This is a genomic window from Micromonospora sp. NPDC000442 (assembly GCF_042898635.1).
Taxonomy (GTDB): Bacteria; Actinomycetota; Actinomycetes; order Mycobacteriales; family Micromonosporaceae; genus Micromonospora.
The window spans coordinates 151,605-167,846 of record NZ_JBIAYZ010000002.1 but is presented as its reverse complement, the minus strand read 5'-3'; the positions used below and the strand labels follow the sequence as shown (position 1 = coordinate 167,846).

General features: G+C 71.9%; 18 protein-coding genes. 13 read left to right on the top strand and 5 right to left on the bottom strand.

The annotated features are described in order from the left end of the window. Window positions 1–9: 9 nt before the first annotated feature. The gene (locus ACFY2A_RS03470; RefSeq protein WP_387168550.1) at window positions 10–522 is read left to right on the top strand and encodes an HIT family protein; all 513 of its coding nucleotides are present in this window, start codon (window positions 10–12) and stop codon (window positions 520–522) included. Between the two features lie 469 nt (window positions 523–991). Continuing rightward, window positions 992–1,999 (top strand): aldo/keto reductase, encoded by a 1,008-nt coding sequence (locus ACFY2A_RS03465; RefSeq protein WP_387168546.1) that lies wholly within the window; start codon window positions 992–994, stop codon window positions 1,997–1,999. A gap of 4 nt (window positions 2,000–2,003) precedes the next feature. Here ACFY2A_RS03465 and ACFY2A_RS03460 read toward each other — a convergent pair whose 3' ends face one another. Then, window positions 2,004–4,154, bottom strand: coding sequence for an elongation factor G-like protein EF-G2 (locus tag ACFY2A_RS03460; RefSeq protein WP_387167874.1), 2,151 nt, complete (start codon window positions 4,152–4,154; stop codon window positions 2,004–2,006). 276 nt (window positions 4,155–4,430) lie between these two features. Here ACFY2A_RS03460 and pgsA point away from each other — a divergent pair, with 276 nt between their 5' ends. The 6 genes from pgsA to pdxT all read left to right on the top strand — a co-directional run bounded on the left by pgsA (window position 4,431) and on the right by pdxT (window position 9,368). Further along, complete coding sequence (gene pgsA / locus ACFY2A_RS03455) at window positions 4,431–5,063, top strand: phosphatidylinositol phosphate synthase (RefSeq protein ID WP_363918857.1); 633 nt, start codon at window positions 4,431–4,433, stop codon at window positions 5,061–5,063. A 25-nt stretch (window positions 5,064–5,088) separates the two neighbouring features. After that, complete coding sequence (locus ACFY2A_RS03450; protein WP_387167870.1) at window positions 5,089–5,967, top strand: phosphatidylinositol mannoside acyltransferase; 879 nt, start codon at window positions 5,089–5,091, stop codon at window positions 5,965–5,967. Between the two features lie 13 nt (window positions 5,968–5,980). After that, window positions 5,981–7,141, top strand: coding sequence for a glycosyltransferase family 4 protein (locus tag ACFY2A_RS03445; RefSeq protein WP_363918853.1), 1,161 nt, complete (start codon window positions 5,981–5,983; stop codon window positions 7,139–7,141). A 35-nt stretch (window positions 7,142–7,176) separates the two neighbouring features. Next, window positions 7,177–7,674: a hypothetical protein gene (locus ACFY2A_RS03440; protein ID WP_387167867.1), complete on the top strand. Its 498-nt coding sequence runs from the start codon at window positions 7,177–7,179 to the stop codon at window positions 7,672–7,674. Between the two features lie 163 nt (window positions 7,675–7,837). Next, on the top strand, window positions 7,838–8,755 hold the full coding sequence (pdxS, locus tag ACFY2A_RS03435) for a pyridoxal 5'-phosphate synthase lyase subunit PdxS (RefSeq protein ID WP_363918849.1): 918 nt from the start codon (window positions 7,838–7,840) through the stop codon (window positions 8,753–8,755). Window positions 8,756–8,762: 7 nt separating this feature from the next. Beyond that, window positions 8,763–9,368 carry a pyridoxal 5'-phosphate synthase glutaminase subunit PdxT gene (gene pdxT, locus ACFY2A_RS03430; protein ID WP_387167863.1) on the top strand — a complete coding sequence of 202 codons (606 nt, stop codon included), beginning with the start codon at window positions 8,763–8,765 and terminating at the stop codon, window positions 9,366–9,368. 169 nt (window positions 9,369–9,537) lie between these two features. Here pdxT and ACFY2A_RS03425 read toward each other — a convergent pair whose 3' ends face one another. Next, the gene (locus ACFY2A_RS03425) at window positions 9,538–10,386 is read right to left on the bottom strand and encodes a helix-turn-helix transcriptional regulator (protein ID WP_387168543.1); all 849 of its coding nucleotides are present in this window, start codon (window positions 10,384–10,386) and stop codon (window positions 9,538–9,540) included. Window positions 10,387–10,489: 103 nt separating this feature from the next. Between ACFY2A_RS03425 and ACFY2A_RS03420 the strand changes: the two genes are divergently transcribed. The 3 genes from ACFY2A_RS03420 to ACFY2A_RS03410 all read left to right on the top strand — a co-directional run bounded on the left by ACFY2A_RS03420 (window position 10,490) and on the right by ACFY2A_RS03410 (window position 12,479). Further along, the gene (locus ACFY2A_RS03420) at window positions 10,490–11,206 is read left to right on the top strand and encodes an NADPH-dependent FMN reductase (RefSeq protein WP_387167860.1); all 717 of its coding nucleotides are present in this window, start codon (window positions 10,490–10,492) and stop codon (window positions 11,204–11,206) included. Between the two features lie 7 nt (window positions 11,207–11,213). After that, window positions 11,214–11,510: a hypothetical protein gene (locus tag ACFY2A_RS03415; protein ID WP_387167857.1), complete on the top strand. Its 297-nt coding sequence runs from the start codon at window positions 11,214–11,216 to the stop codon at window positions 11,508–11,510. 219 nt (window positions 11,511–11,729) lie between these two features. Next, a complete protein-coding gene (locus ACFY2A_RS03410) occupies window positions 11,730–12,479 on the top strand; it encodes a YebC/PmpR family DNA-binding transcriptional regulator (protein ID WP_099846556.1) in 750 nt (249 codons plus the stop codon). 447 nt (window positions 12,480–12,926) lie between these two features. On the opposite strand, the gene ACFY2A_RS03405 is transcribed toward ACFY2A_RS03410, so the two are convergent. Next, window positions 12,927–13,325 (bottom strand): nuclear transport factor 2 family protein, encoded by a 399-nt coding sequence (locus ACFY2A_RS03405; protein ID WP_387167854.1) that lies wholly within the window; start codon window positions 13,323–13,325, stop codon window positions 12,927–12,929. Between the two features lie 135 nt (window positions 13,326–13,460). Between ACFY2A_RS03405 and ACFY2A_RS03400 the strand changes: the two genes are divergently transcribed. Together ACFY2A_RS03400 and ACFY2A_RS03395 are read left to right on the top strand one after the other, a co-directional pair. After that, on the top strand, window positions 13,461–13,673 hold the full coding sequence (locus ACFY2A_RS03400; protein WP_387167851.1) for a hypothetical protein: 213 nt from the start codon (window positions 13,461–13,463) through the stop codon (window positions 13,671–13,673). Then, entirely contained in the window at window positions 13,670–14,293 is a 624-nt protein-coding gene (locus ACFY2A_RS03395; protein WP_387167848.1) for a DUF402 domain-containing protein, read from the top strand. Before ACFY2A_RS03400 ends, ACFY2A_RS03395 begins: the two co-directional genes overlap by 4 nt. Here the strand turns inward: ACFY2A_RS03395 and ACFY2A_RS03390 are convergent. Further along, a complete protein-coding gene (locus ACFY2A_RS03390; RefSeq protein ID WP_387167845.1) occupies window positions 14,290–15,351 on the bottom strand; it encodes an ABC transporter permease in 1,062 nt (353 codons plus the stop codon). The two genes, ACFY2A_RS03395 and ACFY2A_RS03390, sit on opposite strands and share 4 nt — an antisense overlap. Further along, window positions 15,348–16,241, bottom strand: coding sequence for an ABC transporter ATP-binding protein (locus tag ACFY2A_RS03385; RefSeq protein WP_387167842.1), 894 nt, complete (start codon window positions 16,239–16,241; stop codon window positions 15,348–15,350). Before ACFY2A_RS03385 ends, ACFY2A_RS03390 begins: the two co-directional genes overlap by 4 nt. Window position 16,242: the final 1 nt, after the last annotated feature.

The following is a 16,242-nucleotide window of genomic DNA, read 5'->3' as shown; positions in this document are numbered from 1 at the left end:
GACAGGGACATGGCCGACGGGCTGGACCGGCTCTGGACGCCCCACCGGATGACGTACATCTCCGGGGAGGACCGGCCCGAGGGGGGTTACGAGCGACCCTCCGGGTGCCCGTTCTGCCTGGCGCCCGCCCGGCCGCCGGAGGAGAGCCTGGTCGTGGCGCGTGGTGGGCACGTGTTCGTGGTGCTCAACCTGTACCCGTACAACCCGGGGCATCTGCTGGTCTGCCCGTACCGGCACGTGGCCGACTACACCGACCTGGACGGGCCGGAGACCGCCGAGCTGGCGTCGTTCACCCAGACCGCGATGCGGGTGATCCGCAAGGTCAGCAGCGCCCACGGCTTCAACCTGGGGATGAACCAGGGCGGAGTCGCTGGTGCCGGCATCGCCGCCCACCTGCACCAGCACGTGGTGCCCCGGTGGGGTGGTGACGCCAACTTCATGCCGGTGATCGGGCGTACCAAGGTCCTGCCGCAACTGTTGGGCGACACCCGCGACCTGCTCGCCCGCGCCTGGCCCTCCTGACCACAGCCCGCCTCCGGCCCGTCCCGCGCCGTTTCCGCGCCGTCCGCGCCGTTTCCGCGCCGCGCCGTTTCCCCGTCGTCTCCAGCTCGTGCATCGCGCCGCGCCGTCTCCCGCTCGTGCTTCGCGTCTTGTCGCCGGGTGACGGCGGCAGCCCTTGGTCCGCGCCCTTTGCTCTGCTTCAACCCACGCGGAGGTTACGCAGTGAAGTCGATGCGTATCAGTAAGCAGAGCAAAGGGGACACGTCGAACAGTGGCTTCCCGGGGGCCATCCGCAGGTCGGTCGCGGCGCGGCGCGGCGCGGACGAAACGGCGCCGGATCCCGCCGCCAGTCGGGTGATCCGTACGCACACCGGGACCCGTACGGATGATCGTGCTGGATGTTCGTCAACGTCTGTCCGAAAGATGGCACGATGCGCCGGTGGTGGAGTCGACGCGGACGCTGGGCCGCAGCGGCATCGAGGTCAGCGCCATGGGCATGGGCTGCTGGGCGATCGCCGGCCCGTGGGCCGAGGGGCGCATGCCGCTGGGCTGGGGGGCGGTTGACGACGAGGAGTCGGTGCGGGCGATCCGTCGCGCGCTCGACCTCGGCGTGACCCTCTTCGACACCGCCGACAGCTACGGCGCGGGACACGGTGAACGGGTCCTCGGGCGGGCCCTGGCCGGACGCCGTGACGAAGCGGTGATCGCCACCAAGTGGGGATACACGTTCGACGAGCGGACCCGGCAGGCCATCGGGCCCGACGCCTCACCGGCGTACCTGCGGCGGGCCGTGTGGGACTCGCTGCGCCGCCTCGGGACCGACCGGATCGACCTCTACCAGCTACACCTGGCCGACCTGCCCGTGCCGCAGGCCCACGAGCTGATCGGCGCGTTGGAGGACCTGGTGGCCGACGGTCTGGTCCGTGCGTACGGCTGGAGCACCGACCGGGCCGACCGGGCTGCGGCCTTCGGGCACGATGCCCCGCACGCCGCCGCCGTGCAGCACAGCCTGTCGGTGCTGCGTGACGCACCCGACCTGCTCGCCGTCTGCGAGAAGTACGACCTGGCCAGCGTCAATCGTGGTCCGCTCGGCATGGGGTTGCTCACCGGCAAGTACCGCCCCGAGTCGGTGCTGCCCCGCGACGACGTGCGGGGGATGACCTCGGGTTGGCTGGAGTGGTTCCGGGGCGGGCGGCCGGCGCCGGAGTGGCTGCGCCGGGTGCACGCGGTCCGGGCCACGTTGATCGCCGACGGACGCACCCTGGCGCAGGGGGCGCTGGGCTGGATCTGGGCGCGCAGCGATCGGGCCATCCCGATCCCGGGCTGCCGCACCGTCGCCCAGGTCGAGGAGAACGCCGCCGCGTTGGCCCTCGGCCCGCTCGCCCCCGACCACTTCGCCGAGGTGGAACGGCAGCTCGCCGCCCTGCGGGCCGCCGCGCTGCGGGAAGCCGACCGCCCCTACTGGCCCAGCCCGATGCTCCCCACCGCCCGCCCCTGACCGGTCAGGTGTGCTCCTTGCGGATCTGGTCGGCGAGGTGGGCGGGCATCGGGTCGTAACGGACGAAGTGGCGCCGGAAGGTGCCGGCTCCCGAGGTCATCGCCCGCAGCTCCACGGCGTAACGCAGCAGCTCCGTGGCGGGCACCTCGGCGCGTACCAGGGTGCGGCCCTCCGAGGCCGGGTCCGGTTCGGTGCCGAGCACCCGGCCGCGTCGCCCGGACAGGTCGCCCATCACCGCGCCCACGTTGCCGTCGGGCACCCGTACCGTCACCTCGTCGACCGGCTCCAGCAGCGCCGGCTGCCCCTGGTCGGCGGCGTCACGCAGGGCCAGCGCCCCGGCGGTCTGGAACGCCGCGTCGGAGGAGTCCACGCTGTGTGCCTTGCCGTCGACCAGGGTGACCCGCAGGTCCACCACCGGATGGCCGGCGACCAGACCGCGCTCCATCTGGGCGCGTACCCCCTTCTCCACCGAGGGGATGTAGTTGTGCGGGACCGCGCCGCCGACCACCCGGTCGACGAACTCGAAGCCGCCGCCGCGCGGCAACGGCTCCACCTCGATGTCGCAGACGGCGTACTGTCCGTGGCCGCCGGACTGCTTGACATGCCGGCCGTGCCCCCGGGCCGGCACGGTAAGCGTCTCCCGCAGCGCCACCCGCACCGGCTCGGTGTCCAGCTCCACCCCGCCCGCGCGCAGCCGGTCGAGGACCACGTCGGCGTGCGCCTCGCCCATGCACCACAGCACCAGTTGGTGGGTCTCCGGGTTGCGCTCCAGCCGCATCGTCGGGTCGCCGGCCACCAGCCGGCCGAGGTTGCGGGCCAGGGTGTCCTCGTCGGACCGGGACTTCGCCACGATCGCCACCGGCAGCAACGGCTCCGGCATCTCCCACGGCGCGATCAGCAGTGGGTTCTCCTTGGCGGAGATGGTGTCGCCGGTCTCCGCGCTGCCGGACTTGGTGATCGCGCAGATGTCACCGGCCACCGCCACGCCGACCTCCCGCAGGGTGGCGCCGAGCGGGCTGTAGAGGTGGGCGATCCGTTCGTCGGCGTCGTGGTCGGGGTGCCCGCGTTCGGCCAGACCGTGCCCGGACACGTGCACGGTCTGCTCGGGGCGCAGCGTGCCGGAGAAGACCCGGACCACGCAGACCCGCCCGACATGCCGGTCGATGGTGGTCCGCACCACCTCGGCCACCAGGGGGCCGTCCGGGTCGCAGGTCAGCGGCGGCCGTGGGGAGCCGTCCACCCCGGTCACCGCGGGCAGCGCGTGCTCCGGCGGGGCGGGGAAACCGGCGGTGAGCACTTCCAGCAACGCGTCCAGGCCGACCCCGGTCGCCGCGCAGACCGGTACCACCGGATAGAAGTGGCCGCGGGCGACCGCCTTCTCCAAGTCCTCCACCAGGATGCCGGCGTCGATCTCCTCACCTGCGAGGTACCGGTCCATCAGGGTCTCGTCCTCGCTCTCGGCGATGATCCCCTCGATCAGCTCGTTGCGGGACTCGACGATGGCCGGCAGGTGCTCCGGGTCGGGTTCGCGCACCTGCGGCGGCAGCCCGCCCGTGTAGTCGAAGACCCGCCGCGTGATCAACCCCAGCAGGCCGACGGTGGATTCGCCGTCGTCACCGAGCATCGGCAGGTAGAGCGGGAGCACGTTGTCGCCGAAGACCCGCTGGCACAGCGCCACCGCCTCGTCGAAGTCGGCGCGGGGATGGTCCAGTCGGGCCACCGCGACCGCCCGGGGCATGTCCACCGCCGCGCATTCCTCCCACAGCGCCGCGGTGGCCGCGTCCATCCCGTCGACGGCGGAGACCACGAAGAGCGCGGCGTCGGCGGCCCGTAGCCCGGCGCGCAGCTCACCGACGAAGTCGGCGTAGCCGGGCGTGTCGAGCAGGTTCACCTTGATCCCGTCGTGCAGCAGCGGCGCGCAGGCCAGCGCGACCGAACGCTGCTGACGTACGGCGGCGGGGTCGTGATCGCAGACGGTGGTGCCGTCGGTGACCGAGCCGGCCCGGGCGATCGTTCCGGTGGCCGCGAGCAACGCCTCGACAAGCGTCGTCTTGCCCGCCCCGGAATGCCCGACGAGCACCACGTTGCGGATCCTGGTGGGGTCGGTCACCGCCGGTACGCCGGCGGCCCCCTTGTCCTGACTCCTCTGCGCCATCGGGCGCACCTCCCTCAGCCGTGGTGGTGGGTGGCGACCGCCGCACGCGACGGGATGCGGCCCGGGCGGGGTGCTGCGGCGATATCCTCCGGTGATTCGCTGGGAACCGGGCAGTCAACAGGCGGCGGGGTGAGCCGGGTCACCCTTCTGGCTCGATCTCACACCCGATGACGGGCCGACACAACCCTCTTCGGGCGGGCCGCCGCGTCGGCTGAGCGTGGCTGGTCAGACGGGCGGTGTCGCCGGTCGAGCGCCGACCGTTATCGTGGGACCGCCATGGCGAAGATCTTCCAAGTGTCGGCCCGCGCGGGGATGACCCGCGTCGTCGAGCCGATCGCCCGTAGCCTGCTGCGCGCGGGCGTGTCCCCCAACGCGGTCACCGTCGCGGGCACCCTCGGGGTGCTCGTCGGCGCGCTCGGCTTCGGCGCCCGCGGCCATCTGGTCGCCGGTGCGCTGATCGTGACGGTCTTCGCGCTCACCGACCTGCTCGACGGGACGATGGCCCGGATGAGCGGCGGGTCGACCCGGTTCGGTGCGTTCCTCGACTCCAGCATGGACCGGGTCGCCGACAGCGCGGTGTTCGGCGCGGTCGCATTCTACCTGGCCACCGAGGGCAACCACGCGGGCGTGGCCGCCGCGCTGATCTGCCTGGCCGCGGGTGGGCTCGTGTCGTACGTCAAGGCCCGCGCCGAAGGGCTCGGGATGACCTGCAACGTGGGCATCGCCGAGCGTACGGAACGACTGCTGATCGTCGGTGTCGGCGGTCTGCTCGCCGAACTGGTCCACCCGGTGGCGCTGCCGATCGCGCTCTGGCTGCTCGCGGCGGTGTCCCTGTTCACCGTCGGCCAGCGGATGCGGCACGTGTACCGGCAGGCCCAGCAGGTCGACGTGCCGGGCGGCCACGGGTGACCGGCACAGCCGGGCGGAGTACCCGGTGAATCTCACCGAGTTCGGTTTCGTCGCCGGCTGGCGGCTGGTCCGCGTGCTGCCCCGGCCGGTCACCGCCGCCGCGTTCACCGCCGGGGCCGACCGCGCCCACCGCCGCCGTGGCCCGGGTGCCACCCGGCTACGCGCCAACCTCCGCCGCGTGGTCGGGCCCGAGCTGCCCGAGGCCGAACTCGACGACCTGGTCCGCCGGGGCCTGCGCTCGTACGCCCGCTACTGGATGGAGGCGTTCCGGCTGCCCGCGCTTAGCCGCGAGCAGCTGCTCGCCGGGTTCCGGCTGGACCGCGCCGAGGTGCTCGCCGCGGACGTGGCCGCCGGGCGTGGTGCGGTGGTGGCGCTGCCGCACGCCGGCAACTGGGACGCGGCCGGGGCCTGGGTCGCCGCCAACGGCTGGCCGCTGTCCACCGTCGCCGAGCGGCTCAAGCCGGAGGGCGTCTTCGAGCGCTTCGTCGCCTTCCGGCAGGGGCTGGGCATGGAGATCCTGCCCACCAACGGTGGTGCCCGCCCGGCGATCGACGTGCTGACCGACCGGCTGGCCGCCGGGGCGGTGGTACCGCTGCTGGCCGACCGGGATCTCTCCACCCGTGGCGTGGAGGTGGACTTCTTCGGCGGCCGGACCCGGATGCCGGCCGGTCCGGCACTGCTCGCGCTGCGTACCGGCGCCCCGCTGTATGTGGCGTCGATGTGGTACGAACCGGATGCGGCGTGCGCCTCGCTGGTGGGCCCGCTGCCGGTGCCGGGGCCCGAGGCGGGCACCCTCGACACGCGGGTCCGATCGCTGACCCAGCTGATCGCCGACGGTCTCGCGACGGGCATCGCCCGGCATCCGGAAGACTGGCACATGCTGCAACGGATGTGGCTGGACTGAGGGGACGGGCGCAATGCGGATCGGCATCGTCTGCCCGTACTCCTTCGACGTACCCGGCGGGGTGCAGAACCATGTCATGGACCTGGCGGAGGCGCTGATCGGGCTCGGGCACGAGGTGAGCGTCCTGGCCCCGGCGGACGAGGATTCACCGTTGCCGCCGTACGTGGTGTCGGCCGGCCGGTCGGTGCCGCTGCCGTACAACGGCTCGGTGGCCCGGATCGCCTTCGGGCCGGTCTCCACCGCCCGGGTACGCCGCTGGATCACCCGGGGCGACTTCGACGTGCTGCACGTGCACGAACCGCTCGCGTTGAGCCTGTCCATGCTCGCCGTGCTCTCCGCCCGGGGGCCGGTGGTGGCCACCTTCCACACCGCGATGACTCGGTCCCGGATGCTCGCCGCCGCCCAGGGGATGCTCCAGATCGTGCTGGAGCGGATCACCGCTCGGATCGCGGTGAGCGCCCTGGCCCGCAAGGTGCAGGTCGAGCACCTGGACGGTGGGGCGGTGGAGATCCCCAACGGGGTGGCGGTGGCCAAGTTCGCCGGGGTCGAACCGCTGCCCGGCTGGCCGGGCGAGTGCGGGCCGGGCACCGGCGGCACCCTCGGCTTCCTGGGCCGCTTCACCGAGCCCCGCAAGGGGTTCCCGATCCTGCGCGACGCCTTCGTCGAGCTGGCCCGGCAGCGTCCCGGCCTACGCCTGCTGGTCGCCGGTCCCGGCGACCCGGACGATCTGTTCGACAGGTTCCCGCCCGACCTGCGGGACCAGGTCACCTTCCTCGGCCTGGTCTCGGAGGAGGAGAAGGCGCGGATGCTGCGCAGTGTGCACCTCTACGTCGCGCCGAACACCGGCGGCGAGTCGTTCGGCATGATCCTCACCGAGGCGCTCGCCGCCGGCACCACAGTCGTGGCCAGCGACCTGGACGCCTTCCGCCGGGTGCTCGACGGCGGCCGGGCCGGCCGGCTGTTCCCGACCGGCGACGCGGTGACCCTGCGTGCGACGCTGTCGCAGTTGCTGGACGACCCGGCTCAGCGGGCGGAGCTGACCGCCTGCGGTGACCAGGTGGTGGCGAATTTCGACTGGCCCGTGGTTGCCCGCCGGGTTCTGGAGGTATACGCAGCGGCGATCGAGGCCACCGACGGGCGGGTGATCGACCAGGAGTGGGTGGAGTTGACCTGATCGCGAGGAACGGGAGCAGCACTACGATGCCGGGCATGTGGTGGGTGGTGGGCGCGACGGTGGTCGTCGCCCTGGTCGCGGTGTACCTGATCTGGACCGCCGGCCGGGTCGAACGGCTCCAGGATCGCGCCCAGCTCGCCGCCCGCGCCCTCGACGCCCATCTGCTGCGCCGGGCCGCCGCGGCGGCGGTGCTGGCCGAGCGCCGCTACGGCGTCGAGCTGTACGCGGCGGCGCGCGTCGCCCTCGACGCCGAGCCCGACGAGCGGGAGGCGGCCGAGAACGACCTGACCCGACAGCTGCGGGCGGTTCCGCTCGATCCCACCGACGCCGACTGCGAGGCGGTCATCGCCGCCAGCCGACGGCTCGCCCTGGCCCGCCAGGTGCACACCGACCTGGTCCGCGACGCCCGGTCGGCGCGCGGCCGGCCACTGGTGCGGTTGTTGCGGATGGGACGCCGGCACACCTGGCCGCGCTACTTCGACATCGACGACCCGACCCTCACCTTCCCCGCCGCCGACGTGCCCAGCCGCTGACCCCCCGCCGAGCCCTTCCGTGCGCCCTACCTGACCGTGGCCGGGCACGGGTGACGGCGGACACAGTGCAGGCCACCACGGGTCTGATTGGCTGTCGGAGCGGCGTTGGCCCGGGCGTAGCATCTGCGCTGCCACCTGCCGAGGACGCCTGAGGAGCGACGACGTGTCCGAGACGACTTCCCCGAACGCCGGTCCCACCCCGGTCGTCGGCACCGCCCGCGTGAAGCGCGGCATGGCCGAGATGCTCAAGGGCGGTGTGATCATGGACGTGGTCACCGCCGAGCAGGCCAAGATCGCTGAGGACGCCGGCGCGGTAGCGGTGATGGCGCTGGAGCGGGTACCCGCGGACATCCGTGCCCAGGGCGGGGTGTCCCGGATGAGCGACCCCGACATGATCGACGGCATCATCAACGCGGTCTCCATCCCGGTGATGGCCAAGGCCCGCATCGGCCACTTCGTCGAGGCGCAGATCCTCCAGTCCCTCGGGGTCGACTACGTCGACGAGTCCGAGGTGCTCACCCCGGCCGACTACGCCAACCACATCGACAAGTGGGCGTTCACCGTGCCGTTCGTCTGCGGCGCGACGAACCTGGGCGAGGCGCTGCGCCGGATCACCGAGGGCGCCGCCATGATCCGCTCCAAGGGCGAGGCCGGCACCGGCGACGTCTCCAACGCCACCACCCACATGCGGAAGATCCGCCAGGAGATCCGCCGCCTCCAGTCACTGCCGACCGACGAGCTGTTCGTCGCGGCGAAGGAGTTGCAGGCACCGTACGAGCTGGTCAAGGAGATCGCCGAGACCGGCAAGCTGCCGGTGGTGCTGTTCACCGCCGGTGGCATCGCCACCCCGGCCGACGCGGCGATGATGATGCAGCTCGGTGCCGAGGGCGTCTTCGTCGGCTCCGGCATCTTCAAGTCCGGCAACCCGGCCCAGCGGGCCGCCGCGATCGTCAAGGCGACCACCTTCCACGACGACCCGGACGTGCTGGCCAAGGTGTCCCGGGGCCTCGGCGAGGCGATGGTCGGCATCAACGTCGACGACATCCCGCAGCCGCACCGCCTCGCCGAGCGCGGCTGGTGACCCGACGGTGACGGCACCCGTCATCGGTGTCCTCGCCCTCCAGGGCGACGTCCGCGAACACGTCACCGCGCTGACCGCGGCGGGCGCGCGAGCCCACACCGTACGCCGGCCGGCGGAACTGGACGCGGTCGACGGCCTGGTCATTCCGGGCGGGGAGTCCACCACGATCAGCAAGCTGGTCGACATCTTCGAGCTGCGCGGCCCGATCGACAAGCGGATTGCCGACGGAATGCCGGTCTACGGCTCCTGCGCCGGGATGATCATGCTGGCCAACGAGGTGCTCGACGGCCGGTCGGACCAGCGTGGCTTCGACGGCATCGCGATGACCGTCCGCCGCAACGCGTTCGGCCGGCAGGTCGACTCCTTCGAGGCGCCGGTGGAGATCACCGGCATCCCAGGTGGGCCGCTGCAGGCGGTCTTCATCCGTGCGCCCTGGGTCGAGCGGGTCGGCGAGGGCGTCGAGGTGCTCGGCACGGTGGCCGACGGACCAGCCACCGGTCGGATCGTCGCCGTACGCCAGGGCAACCTGCTGGCCACCTCGTTCCACCCGGAACTCACCGGCGACCCCCGCCTGCACGCCTACTTCGTAGACCTGGTCCGCGCCCCCCACTGACCCTGCCCCGCCCGCCTGACCACCCCCGCGCCGCCCGCCCGGCCACCTGCCTGGCCCGCCACCCCTCCCGCGCCGCCCGCCTGACCACGTCCGCGCCGCCCGCCAATCTTCGGCGCGGCGGCGCGGCGGCGCGGCGGGGGCGGCGGGGGCGGGTGGTTGTGTCTTGGCTTCAGCCGGCGACGGAGCGGAGGCTGCCGGGGCGGCGGCCCTGGAGGCGGTCCAGTGCTGCGGCGCTGTCCGCGTCGGTGGGCTGCTGCACCACCAGTCGCTGCTGGTCGTCGGCGAGTTCCAGCGTCTCGTACGACAAGCGCAGCGGCCCCACCTCCGGATGCCGCAGCCAGCGCACCCCGCTCGGCTGCACGGCGACCGGCCGGCGCTGCCACCGGGACCGGAACGGTTCCCCGACGGTACGGCCGAGCCGTTCGGCGAACGCGTCGGTGGCGGGGTCGCCCCCGCGCAACCGGTGCAGGTCGGCGACCTGCTGGTCGGCGAGGTCGGCCCAGTCGGGGAAGTGCTCCGGTGCGCGTTCGTGGGCGAAAGTGAACCACACGAGGTTGGGCTGCTCGTCGTCGAGCAGCCCCAGCGGGCGGGCCAGCCGGTCGAACGGCTCGTTCCAGGCCAGCACGTCGCCGAGCCGGTTGATCAGGTACGCCGGTCGGTCCCGTAGCGCCTCCAGCAGCGTTCGGACCTGTGGGCGGACGGTACGTGACACGAACGGCCGCCCACCCGCGCACAGTTCCCGGCGTTGGTCGACCGACGCGAGCTGCTGAAGGTGCCGCCGGTCGGCGTCGTCCAGCTGCAGCGCCTCGGCCAGCGCGGCGAGGATGCCCGGCGACGGGCGGGTGTCCCGGCCCTGTTCGAGCCGAGTCAGGTATTCCACACTGACCTGGGCCAACGTGGCCAACTCCGCACGCCGAAGGCCCGGCGTACGCCGCCGGCCGTTGGTGGGCAACCCCACCTGCTCGGGCCGCAGCGCCTCCCGGCGGCTGCGGAGGAACGCGCCCAACTCGCCGTCCATCACGCGTCCAGTCTGCCGCGCCCGTGGCCCGGGAGCGTGTCCCCGCCAGGGCTACCCTCCCGCCGGTCTCCCCGAGTGCTCCCGACAGCGGTGGGATCGGCTCATGAACGGAACACGACAGCACGGACCGATCAAGGTGGCCCTGGTCGTCGGCAGCAGCCGCCCGGGGCGACGTGGCCCGACGGTGGCGGGATGGGTGGCCGAGACGACGGTCGGGCATCCGGCGGCGCGAGCGGGTGAGGTGACCGTCGAACTGGTCGATCTCGCCGAGCAGCGGCTGCCGATGCTCGACGAACCGGTGCCGGCGAGGTTCGGCGACTACCGTCACGATCACACCCGTCGCTGGTCGACGGTGGTGGCGGCGTACGACGCCTTCGTCTTCGTCACCCCGGAGTACAACAGCTCGGTCCCGGCGGTCCTCAAGAACGCGATCGACTATCTCGACGCCGAGTGGCGCGGCAAACCGGCCGGGGTGCTCACCTACGGCGTACGCGGGGGCGGGCGGGCGGCCGAGCACCTGCGGCCGATTCTCGCCGAGGTGGGCATGGAGGTCCTACCGAGCCATGTCGAGCTGGGGTTGTTCACGGACTTCGACTGGACCGGTGCGGATCGGTCGGACCCGACCGCCGACGGTCGGATCTCGCCCGGCGAAGACAGGGCGGCGATGATCACGGCGATGCTCACCGAACTCCTCGCCGCGGTACGGGAACACCGCGTCGGCCACCGGGCGGACCTGGCGACGGGTGCCGGCGAGGCGGCGGACCCGGTGGCGGGTGCCGAGATGGCGGGCCGGGACGCCGTCCCGGCTGTTGGCCGGTGAGCCGATCATGGAGACCCTTCTGATCACGTATCGCATCCGCGCGGACCGCCTCGACGAGCATCTGACCCTGCTTGATGCGGTACACCGGGACCTGACCCGGCTGCGCCCGCCCGGATTCCGCTATCTGACCCTGCGGCTCGATGACGGGCTCAGCTTCGTCGACGTCGTCATGGGCCCGGACCTGCCCGGACCGCTGCCGTCGCTGGAGTCGTTCGGCCACTTCCGGGCGGAGCTCGACGAGCGCTGCGAGCAGCGCAGCACTGCCGAGTTCACAGTGCGGGGGTCGTACGGCATGGGGGAGTGACTTCGTCCGCTTTGTGTCGATCGGGGGAGAGCGGGCCGGTGGCTGACGTGCGGCGGGTGACGGTCACCCGCCGTACGTCGGTAGGATTGTCGAGATTCGGCAGGGCCATCTGGCCGCCACTGCTTCCACCAGAGCTGACCGGCACCACCGTGTGCGCCGGTGCGGAGCGGGGCGCTCGGTGCGGTCGATGCAGACGGCGGGTAGCAACGGAGGTAACAGATGTCCGGCCACTCAAAGTGGGCGACGACCAAGCACAAGAAGGCGGTCATCGACGCCAAGCGCGGCAAGATGTTCGCCAAGCTGATCAAGAACGTGGAGGTCGCGGCGCGTACCGGTGGCGGTGATCCCGCCGGTAACCCGACGCTCTACGACGCGATCCAGAAGGCCAAGAAGAACTCGGTCCCCAACGACAACATCGACCGGGCCGTCAAGCGCGGCTCCGGCCTGGAGGCCGGCGGCGCCGACTACCAGACGATCATGTACGAGGGGTACGGCCCGAACGGTGTCGCGCTGCTGATCGAGTGCCTGACCGACAACCGCAACCGCGCTGCCACCGAGGTACGCACCGCGCTGACCCGCAACGGCGGCTCGTTCGCCGACGCCGGCTCCGTGTCGTACATGTTCTCCCGCAAGGGCGTGGTGATCGTGCCCAAGGCCGGCACCACCGAGGACGACGTGATGATGGCCGTCCTCGACGCGGGCGCCGAGGAGGTCAACGACCTCGACGAGGCGTTCGAGGTGGTCTCCGAGCCGGGTGACCTGCTCGCCGTGCGGACCGCGTTGCAGGACGCCGGCATCGAGTACGAGTCGGCCGAGTCGTCACTGGTGCCCAGCGTCACCGTGCCGCTGGACGAGGAGGGCGCGCGCAAGATCTTCAAGCTGATCGACGTCCTGGAGGACAGCGACGACGTGCAGAACGTCTACGCCAACTTCGACGTCTCCGACGAGGTCATGGCCGCCGTCGGCTGACCCGCGGGCAGTGGGCAGCGATCCCCGACAGCCTGAGCCTGTGTGGTGGGCCCGACAGATCGACCGACGGCGACTAAACTGCCATGGTGGCTAGAGGGCCTGGACAGGTCGTCAATGGCATCGGGACATCGGGTGTCGCGGTGGGGGCAATCGTGCTTCTTTTGAGCCTCGCCACCAAGGCGCTCGATCGGGAAGTCGTCTTCGCCGCCGCATTGCTCGTGGTCGGCGGCCTTCTGTTGCGGGCGCTCTGGGGAAACAGCGGCCGAGGTCGGGCTCCGAGCAGTCATTGATGACGGGTCGGGGCTCGGATCATCGCCCCGGTACGCCCGGTGTCGTTGCCCACGGCGGCGCGGTGTCGCGGTAACCGCAATCTTGGACAGTTTCTGCTAGCGCGTAACGGAAATTGTCCAAGATTGGTGAGCCCTGACCTGCTCTGGGGCGGTGGGTTCAGGGGAAGAGGGTGGTGGGTGGGAGGTGTCTGCCCTCTTTGCTGTGGGAGTAGTCGCGGGCCTCGGTGACCAGGCCGTCGGCGTCGAAGCGGACCAGCGTGCAGCCGGAGATGGTGACCGGCTCGTCGTACGGGTAGGTGATCGCCCAGTACTCGATGGTGGCCGTGTCGCCGTCGACCCGTGGTTCGCCGAACCAGACCTCCGCCGGCCGGGTCTCCTCGCCGAAACACTCCGCCACGTACGCCCGGAGGCCGGCACGGCCCCGGTGCGGGCGGAACATCGACGCCCAGTGGTCACCGTCCTCCGCCTGCAGGTCGACGATCCTCGCCACGTCCCGGGCGGGCCAGCCCTGAGCCCAGGCGTCCGCCCACCGTCGAGCGGCATCCCGTACGTCCATGATCGTGCTCCTCGTGTCCAGGGGTGCTGGATTTCTACCGTCGGGGTGTGACACTCGCGGGCGTGCCAGGCCGTTGAGCCGTGGTGCGGCCCAGCCCAGGAAGCGGTCGAACAGCTCTGCCGGCGTCGGCGGTCGATGTCCAGCCAGCCCCAGCAGGTCCCCGGTGGCGTCGAACAGCTGACCGGCCAGGTAGATCGAGAGGCCGACCCGGTCTGGGCCGTACTCGTGGCGCAGCAGCATCCGGGCTTCCCGGAGCCCATCGCGGTGCTGGCGATGGGCAAGGTGTGGCGGAAGGCGGATGTGCAGGCGTGGATTCGGGAGCATCGGCCGGAGCTGGCGGGGGAGTGACCCCGACGCCGGAACCGGTGGGCGGACGCTTCGCCCCGGGCCAGGTGGTGGTGCGACGGGAGATCCTGCGCGGTGAGGTGTGGTTCGGCTGCCCGACGATCTGCGTCGAGGATTCCGCCGACCTGCTCGCGCTCTACCTGCCGCCCGGGGCCGAGTTCGGCTTTCCCGAGTCTGGTGAGTTCCCGTGCGGCCGGCACCCGTGGCAGCTCGCCGGGCACACCGCCTGGACCGGTCACGGCAAGCTGATGCTTCAGCGGCCCGGCGAGGCACACTCGGTCGACGTGTTCTGGTCCGGCTCGGAGCGCGTCTTCGCCGGCTGGTACTTCAACCTCCAGGACCCGTTCCGGCGTACGCCGATCGGGGTGGACACCCTCGATCACGAGCTGGACCTGTGGTGGGCGGCGGACGCCGACCGGTACGTCTTCAAGGATGTGGAAATCTTCGCGCAGCGGCTGGTGGAGGGGCGCTACCCGGGCCAGGGCGAGGCGATCCGCGCCGAGGGCGACCGGATCGCTGCCCGGCTCGACGCCGGCGAACGCTGGTGGGACGAGTCCTGGTCGACCTGGCAACCCGACCCCGCCTGGCCCGTCCCCCGCCTCCCCACCAACTGGGCGTCTTAGCCGAGGGTCTCGCGCTCGCGCCAGGCGGTGCGGATCGAGGTGCGTCCGTTGGTGCGCAGCAGGGAGCCTTCGTACACCCGGGCTCCGGCGAGCAGGAACCCCGCCGCCGTGATCAGGAGCAGGGCCAGCGAGACGACCAGTTCCCAGCCGGCGGCGTCGCCGTTGAACAGCCGTAGCGGCATCGCCGTCGGCGAGGAGAATGGCAGGTAGGACAGCACCCGCATGGCGGTGACGTTGTCGTTGAGGAAGATCACCGCGAAGAACGGCAGCATCACCGCGAGCTGTACCGGCATCGACACGCCACCGATGTCCTCCAGCCGGTTGACCAGCGCGCCGGCCGCCGCCCACATCGACGCGATCAGCACGAAGCCGAGCAGGAAGAACGGCACGAACCAGCCGATCGCCGGCGCGAGCAGCGACAGCAGCGTGGTGTTGTCACCGAACGCCATACCCGCCACCGCGACCACGGCCACCAAGCCGATCTGCCCGAGCGCGAGGATCGTACCGGCGAGCATCTTCCCGGCCAGCAGGGCGCGGACCGGCACCGCGGCGACGAGGATCTCCACTATCCGGGTCTGCTTCTCCTCGATGATGCTCTGCGCGATCTGCACCCCGAAGGTCTGCGAGGTGATGAAGAAGATGAAGGCGAAGGCGAACGGCACCAGGAAGGCCACCACCGGGTCCACCGCGTCCGGGTTCAGCAGCCGGACCGGGGGTTCGGTGCTCAACGCGGAGACCACGTCGTTGGGGGCGTCGTCCATGGCGAGCACGGCCGGGCCGGCGACCACCGCGGCGTCCGCGTCGCCGTCGCGGACCGCCTGCTCGGCTGCGGCGTCGTCGGGTACGGCGAGCACCTCCAGCCCCGCCGCCCGCAACGGGCCGGCCGCCGCCTCGGTGACGGCCACTGTGGACGGTCCGCCGGACAGCAGCGGCGGCAGGATCGTCGCCGCGGCGGCGATCAGCAGGAAGACGACGGTGCTGATCAGGAAGGTACGGTCGCGCAGCTTGACCCGGATCTCCCGGGCGGCGACCAGGCGGGTGGCCTGCATGGCGTTCACTTGGCGACCTCTCGGAAGATCTCGGCGAGGGAGGGAGTGATGGGGCGGAACGCGCGAACCGGGCCGCGTTCCAGTGCGGCGCGCAGCACCGGCTGTTCGTCGGTTTCGGCGGCCAGGTCGAAGACGGCGCGCGCGCCGTCGAGGTCGACCAGGCTCACCCCGGGGTGGTCGCGCAGCCAGCCGGCATCGGTCTCCACCACCAGCTCGAAACGGGGCGTGGTGTACGCCGAGCGCAACTGCTCCCGGCTGCCGGCGGCGCGGATCGAGCCGTCCGCGATGATCACCAGGTCGTCGCAGAGCCGTTCGACCACGTCGAGCTGGTGACTGGAGAAGAGCACCGGAGCACCGGCGGCGGCCCGCTCCCGCAGGACGCCGACGACCGTGTCCACGGCCAGCGGATCGAGGCCGGAGAAGGGCTCGTCGAGCACCAGGACCTCCGGGTCGTGCACCAGCGCCGCGGCGATCTGGGCTCGTTGCTGGTTGCCCAGGGACAGCGTCTCCAGCAGGTCGTTGGCCCGCTCGGCGAGACCGACCCTCTCCAGCAGCCCGTCGGTGGCGCGTCGAGCGGCGTCGACGGTCAACCCGTGCAGCTGACCCAGGTAGGTGACCTGCTCACGGACGCTCATCTTCGGGTACAGGCCGCGTTCCTCGGGCATGTAGCCGAAGCGCCGCCGAGCGTCCCGGCTCAGCGATTCTCCCCGCCACGTCACCTGGCCGGCGTCCGCGGCGAGCACCCCGAGGATGATGCGCATCGTGGTGGTCTTGCCGGCACCGTTGCCGCCGACGAAGCCGGTCATCCGGCCGGCGGTGACGTCGAAGGAGACGTCCTTGAGTACCTGACGGTCGCCGAAGCTGCGGTCGACGCCGTCGAGACGGAGCACGCTGGTCATG